Origin of the sequence: Pseudomonas edaphica (assembly GCF_005863185.1) — a bacterium.
Lineage (GTDB): Bacteria > Pseudomonadota > Gammaproteobacteria > Pseudomonadales > Pseudomonadaceae > Aquipseudomonas > Aquipseudomonas edaphica.
Genome location: NZ_VBVZ01000443.1, coordinates 1 through 5,229 on the forward strand (window position 1 = coordinate 1; position 5,229 = coordinate 5,229).

The window sequence follows — 5,229 nt, forward strand, 5'->3', positions numbered from 1 at the left end:
GTTGGTCCCAGTTCAGCGGCGACTTTTGCAGTTGCTCAATGGCTTGGGCACGGTGGGCTTCGGACGGCGCCACCAGGCTGATCGCAATACCGGTCTCACCGGCGCGACCGGTACGGCCTACGCGGTGGATGTGGATTTCCGAGTCGCGGGCCAGTTCGACGTTGATCACCATGTCCAGGGAGTCAATGTCCAGGCCACGGGCGGCGACGTCGGTCGCCACCAGCACCGAAGTGCTGCGGTTGGCGAACATCGCCAGTACCTGGTCACGGTCGCGCTGCTCCAGGTCGCCATGCAGGCCGACGGCGGAGATACCTTTGGCGGTCAGGTGATCCACAGTTTCCTGCACTTGCTGCTTGGTAAAGCAGAACGCCACGCAAGACGCCGGGCGGAAGTGCGCCAGCACCTTGGTCACCGCGTCCATGCGCTCTTCCGGCGAGATCTCGTAGAAACGCTGTTCGATCTGGTCGTCGGAGTGGAAGGCTTCGGCCTTCACCTGCTGCGGCGCACGCATGAATTTGGAGGCCAACTGCTTGATGCTCACCGGGTAGGTGGCCGAGAACAGCAGGGTTTGGCGGCGTGGCGGGGTCTTGCTGATGATGTCTTCGATGGCGTCGTAGAAGCCCATGTCGAGCATGCGGTCGGCTTCGTCGAGGATCAGCGTGTTCAAGCCGTCCAGCACCAGCGAACCTTTGCGCAGGTGCTGCTGGATACGGCCCGGTGTGCCGACGATGACGTGGGCGCCGTGTTCCAGCGAGGCGATCTGCGGGCCGAGGGACACGCCACCGCACAGGGTCAGTACCTTGATGTTGTCTTCGGCACGCGCCAGGCGACGGATTTCCTTGGCGACCTGGTCGGCCAGCTCACGCGTCGGGCACATCACCAGTGCCTGGCAGCCGAAGTAACGCGGGTTGATCGGGTTCAACAGGCCGATGCCGAAGGCGGCGGTCTTGCCGCTGCCGGTCTTGGCTTGGGCGATCAGGTCCAGCCCCTTGAGGATCACCGGCAAGCTTTGCGCCTGGATCTGCGTCATCTCGACGTAACCCAGCGAGTCGAGGTTAGCCAGCATGGCGGCGGACAGGGGCAAAGTATTAAAAGCGGTGGCAATGGTAGTCACGGGACTGGCTCTGCAAAACAAAATGTCGCGCAGTGTACCAGCCCTGTGGGATTTTCCCTGCAAGTTCTAGACGAGAAGCCTGTTAATGCTCAAGGTCGTGCTCGCGGCTGACCACCCGTTTGCCGTCTTTTGGCGACAGTTGCAGGAAGATCGCCGCCGCCAGCATGGCCATGATGCCCACGGTGAGGAAGGTCAGTTGGAACGCGCCCAGCACGCTTTCCACGCCGTCATTGCCCGCTTCGGCAGTAAAGCCGCCGAGCAGGGCACCGGCACAGGCTACGCCCAGGCTCAAGGACAATTGCGCCACCACCGAGAGCAAACTGTTGCCGCTGCTGGCCTGGGCGTCGTCGAGGTCGATCAGGGTGACGGTGTTCATCGCGGTAAATTGCAGCGAGTTGATCGCGCCCAGCACCGCCAGCATGCACAGCAGCAGCGGGTAGGGCGTGTGTTCGCTGACCAGGCCCATACTGGCCAGCATGATGCCCAGCGCCAGGGTGTTGCCGGTGAGCACAATGCGATAGCCCAGCCGCTCGATCAGTGGCCGGGCGATGGACTTGGCAAACATCGCCGCCGCCGCCAGGGGCAGCATGCTCATCCCGGCTTCGGAGGGCGAGTAACCCAGTGCCACCTGCAGCAGCAACGGCACCAGAAACGGCAGTGCGCCGCTGCCCAGCCGGGCGAACAGGTTGCCGAGGATGCCCACGGCAAAGGTGCGGGTCTTGAACAGTACCGGCGAGAACAGTGGGTTATCGATATGCCCGGCACGCAGCCAGTACGCGGCCAGGCAGGCGAGCCCGCCGAACAGCAGCAACATCACCCGCAGGTGCGGCAGGTGCAGTTCGCCCAGGCCTTCCATGGCGATGGTAATCAGCACCATCGCCGCGCCAAACAGCACAAACCCTACACTGTCAAAGCGCGTGCGTTCGCTGCCGCGCAAGTCGGGGATGAGTTTCCACACGGCGTAGCAACCGACCATGCCCACAGGCAGGTTGATCAGGAAGATCCAGTGCCAGGTCAGGTATTGCACCATCCAGCCGCCCATGGTCGGGCCGAGCAAGGGGCCGAGCAGGCCGGGAATGGTGATGAAGCCCATGATGCGTACGAGTTCGGAGCGCGGATAAGCACGCAAGACCACCAGCCGCCCGACCGGCAGCATCAGCGCGCCGCCCAAACCCTGGATGACCCGCGCGCCCACCAGCATGGTCAAGGTGCTCGACAAGGCGCACAGCAAGGAGCCAATGCTGAACAGCATGATCGCGCCGAAGAAGATTTTTTTGGTACCGAAGCGGTCGGCCACCCAGCCCGAAGCCGGGATCAGCAAGGCGACGGTGAGCATGTAGGCGATCACCACCCCTTGCATGCGCAGCGGGTTTTCCGCGAGGTCCCGGGCCATGGCCGGCAGGGCGGTGTTGAGAATCGTCCCGTCCAGCGACTGCATGAAGAAGGCAATCGCTACCACCCAGGGTAGCCAGCGGGCGGTCTTGGCATCGAGAGGGGCGCGATTCGGCATGTGAACCCTTTTATTAGCAGGCTATGTGTTGGCGATTATGCGCCATCCGTCGCCCCTTTTCCCACTGGCGGTTCGTCTAATTCCGACAGTGTTGCATGCTCTCCCACCAGGAAATCCAACAGCGCACGGTGCACCGACATGGCCGCTTCGCGCGACTCCAGGTCGAGCAGATGGCCGGTGTGTTCGGCGACCGCAAAGCTGCTGCGGCCGACATAGCGCTTGAACAACCGGGCCTCGGCCGCCGGCGTGTATTCATCCAGTGCGCCATTGAGGAAGTGCACCGGGGTTTCGATCCGGGTCAGCGCCGGCAGGTAATTACCATCGCCCAAGGCCAGCACCTGATGGATATGGAAACGCGCCTGGCGGTACTCGGTGGTGGCCATGCTCGACAGGTGCCGATGGTTGTTGCGCTTGAGGCGCGGCGACAGGTATTTGCCGACGGTCTCATTGAGCAAGTGGCCGACAGCGGATTTGTCATCGGCCTCGATCAACACGCGCACGCGCTCCACGTAGTCGAGCATCGCCTGGTTGAGGTTGGGCGCCAGGGCCATCACTACCGAGCTTTGGATGGAGGGTGGGTTGTGGGCCAGGGTCAGCAAGGTGGAGATGCCGCCCCAGGAGGCCGACACCAGATGGTTGACCTCGAAGCGCTCCACCAGGGCGCGCAGGATTTGCACCTCGTCGTCCTTGGTCACAAGCTCGAGGTCGGTGTTGTGCTCGCGCGAATAGCCGGAGAACGGCAGGTCGAACAGCAGCACATTGAAATGCTCCGCCAGGCATTTACTGGTTCGTGCGAAAGAGCGTGTGGTGGACAGCGCACCGATGACCATCAAGACAGTCTTTTTTTCCGAATCGTTTCCTAGCTGCTCAACATGAACGTTGTAGTGCTTGAACAGCTTCTCTATGACAAAACTTCCATGGTTCATGTCAACGCTCCAGCTTGCCCTTCCCGGGCAAGGTCATGCTCTCGTGGGGTGGGTGGCGGGATGCCACTAACCGTTATAACGAGGTTTTTTGCGGGCGACAACAGGCCGCACGGGGAGAAGTGTTAGATGGGATTTTGCGGTAGGAAGGGATGAAACGAGGTGTCTGAAATCAATACAAGCCTATGTGGGAGCTGGCTTGTCTGGTAGCTGGCCTATGTGGGAGCTGGCTTGCCTGCGATGGCATCACTGTGGTGTGACTGATCCACCGAGGTGCCTGCATCGCAGGCAAGCCAGCTCCCACATTGATCCTATTTCCAAGGCAAGATCGAGGTTTGAATGGCAGCAGCGGACGACGCGCACCTGCTTGAACGGCTGCTCAAGGGCGAGCAGCGGGCCTACAAGGAACTGGTCACTACCTATCAGAGCGCCATGCGCGCGGTTGCCTATGCCATTGTCGGCCAGCGCCACGCCGATGAAGTGGTGCAAGACGCCTGGTTGTCAGTGGTACGCAACCTGGCCAAGTTCGAAGGGCGCTCCAGCCTCAAAACCTGGCTGCTGACCATCACTGCCAATTCTGCCAAGGGCCGCTACAAACAGAATCGCCGGGAAGTATTGCTCGACGATTTGCCTTCGCCCCACGGCACCATTGGCGATGACCGCTTCGTCCCCGACGACGGCCACTGGGCCGTTGCGCCTTACGCCTGGCACCAGGACACCCCGGAAGCCTTGCTGACCGAGGATGAACTGCGCAAATGCCTGGAGCATACAATCCTGAGCTTGTCGGAGCTGCAAAGCAGCGTACTGGTGTTGCGTGAACGTCAGGGCCTGGAGTTGGAGGAGATTTGTAATCTTCTGACCCTCTCGCTCTCCAATGTCCGTGTGCTGTTGCATCGAGCACGGCTTAAAGTCTTCGCCACGGTGGAGCATTTTGAGGAAACGGGCGAATGTTGACCTGTAAGGAACAAGTGGCGCGGTCCAGTGACTACCTCGATGGGCAATTGACCTTTCGAGAGCGTTTGCTGGTGCGTCATCACTTGATGTTCTGCCCCAACTGCCGGCGATTTATTCGTCAGATGCGCCTGATGCAGGCGACTTTGAAGATCATGCCGGAGGAGCCGGTAAAGGACGCTGATGCACTGGCTGATCGGCTGGTGGCCGAAAGGCTCAAAGATCAGTAACGGTGGGAAAGAGGCAGGCTCGCGTGGGTGAGTCTAACGGATGATGGGGATCGACCCACCCACGCAAGGCTGTTGAAACCCCCTCGGGCCGTCCTGGCCCAAGGGTTATTGCATGCACATTTAGAACTTGGCTTCAGCATCCAACTGCAAGGTGTTGGTGTTGGCATCACGCTGCGTGCGGCTGGCGTAGTCAGCCTTGGTCAGGAAGTACGTGGCGCCGAGGGCGAAGTTCTTGTCGATGTCGTAGCTGACTTTGAGCTTGTGACCGCGCGAACCGGTGGTGCCGTTGGCGAAGTCCGAATCGGTGAAGGCGCCAACCACTGCATCACGTTGCGTATCGCGGTAGTTGTAGTCCAGGTTGAAACCGAACACCTTGGATTTGGCACCGATCAACCAGGCGGTGTCCTGGTCGGTCACCGCATCGTTGTTTTTCACGTACTGGCCGTAGAACGCCAAAGGCACGGCCAGGCCGCCGATGTCGGCTTGGGCAAAGCCTTCATA

The 5,229-nt window shown here is 60.9% G+C and carries 6 protein-coding genes; 2 read left to right on the top strand and 4 right to left on the bottom strand.

Annotated features, from left to right (window positions below):
- From dbpA to FEM54_RS23710, 3 genes are all read right to left on the bottom strand, one after another.
- Nucleotides 1-1,066: ATP-dependent RNA helicase DbpA (dbpA, locus tag FEM54_RS23700; protein WP_240792793.1), on the bottom strand; the 1,066-nt coding region annotated here is incomplete at its 3' end.
- A 130-nt stretch (nt 1,067-1,196) separates the two neighbouring features.
- Complete coding sequence (mdtD, locus tag FEM54_RS23705) at nt 1,197-2,624, bottom strand: multidrug transporter subunit MdtD (protein ID WP_017139382.1); 1,428 nt, start codon at nt 2,622-2,624, stop codon at nt 1,197-1,199.
- Between the two features lie 35 nt (nt 2,625-2,659).
- Nucleotides 2,660-3,550 (bottom strand): alpha/beta fold hydrolase, encoded by an 891-nt coding sequence (locus FEM54_RS23710; RefSeq protein WP_138453357.1) that lies wholly within the window; start codon nt 3,548-3,550, stop codon nt 2,660-2,662.
- A gap of 336 nt (nt 3,551-3,886) precedes the next feature.
- Between FEM54_RS23710 and FEM54_RS23715 the strand changes: the two genes are divergently transcribed.
- Nucleotides 3,887-4,501 (top strand): RNA polymerase sigma factor, encoded by a 615-nt coding sequence (locus FEM54_RS23715; RefSeq protein ID WP_016973332.1) that lies wholly within the window; start codon nt 3,887-3,889, stop codon nt 4,499-4,501.
- Nucleotides 4,495-4,728, top strand: a complete 234-nt coding sequence (locus tag FEM54_RS23720) for an anti-sigma factor family protein (protein WP_017134841.1) — start codon at nt 4,495-4,497, stop codon at nt 4,726-4,728. The genes FEM54_RS23715 and FEM54_RS23720 overlap by 7 nt, the downstream gene beginning before the upstream one ends.
- A gap of 120 nt (nt 4,729-4,848) precedes the next feature.
- On the opposite strand, the gene FEM54_RS23725 is transcribed toward FEM54_RS23720, so the two are convergent.
- The coding region (locus tag FEM54_RS23725) for a putative porin (protein ID WP_205894425.1) at nt 4,849-5,229 on the bottom strand (381 nt) is incomplete at its 5' end.

Coding starts and splice junctions, on each gene's coding strand:
- FEM54_RS23710 (WP_138453357.1), bottom strand. CDS start 3,550: ATGAACCATGGAAGTTTTGTCATAGAGAAGCTGTTCAAGCACTACAAC.
- mdtD (WP_017139382.1), bottom strand. CDS start 2,624: ATGCCGAATCGCGCCCCTCTCGATGCCAAGACCGCCCGCTGGCTACCC.
- FEM54_RS23720 (WP_017134841.1), top strand. CDS start 4,495: ATGTTGACCTGTAAGGAACAAGTGGCGCGGTCCAGTGACTACCTCGAT.
- FEM54_RS23715 (WP_016973332.1), top strand. CDS start 3,887: ATGGCAGCAGCGGACGACGCGCACCTGCTTGAACGGCTGCTCAAGGGC.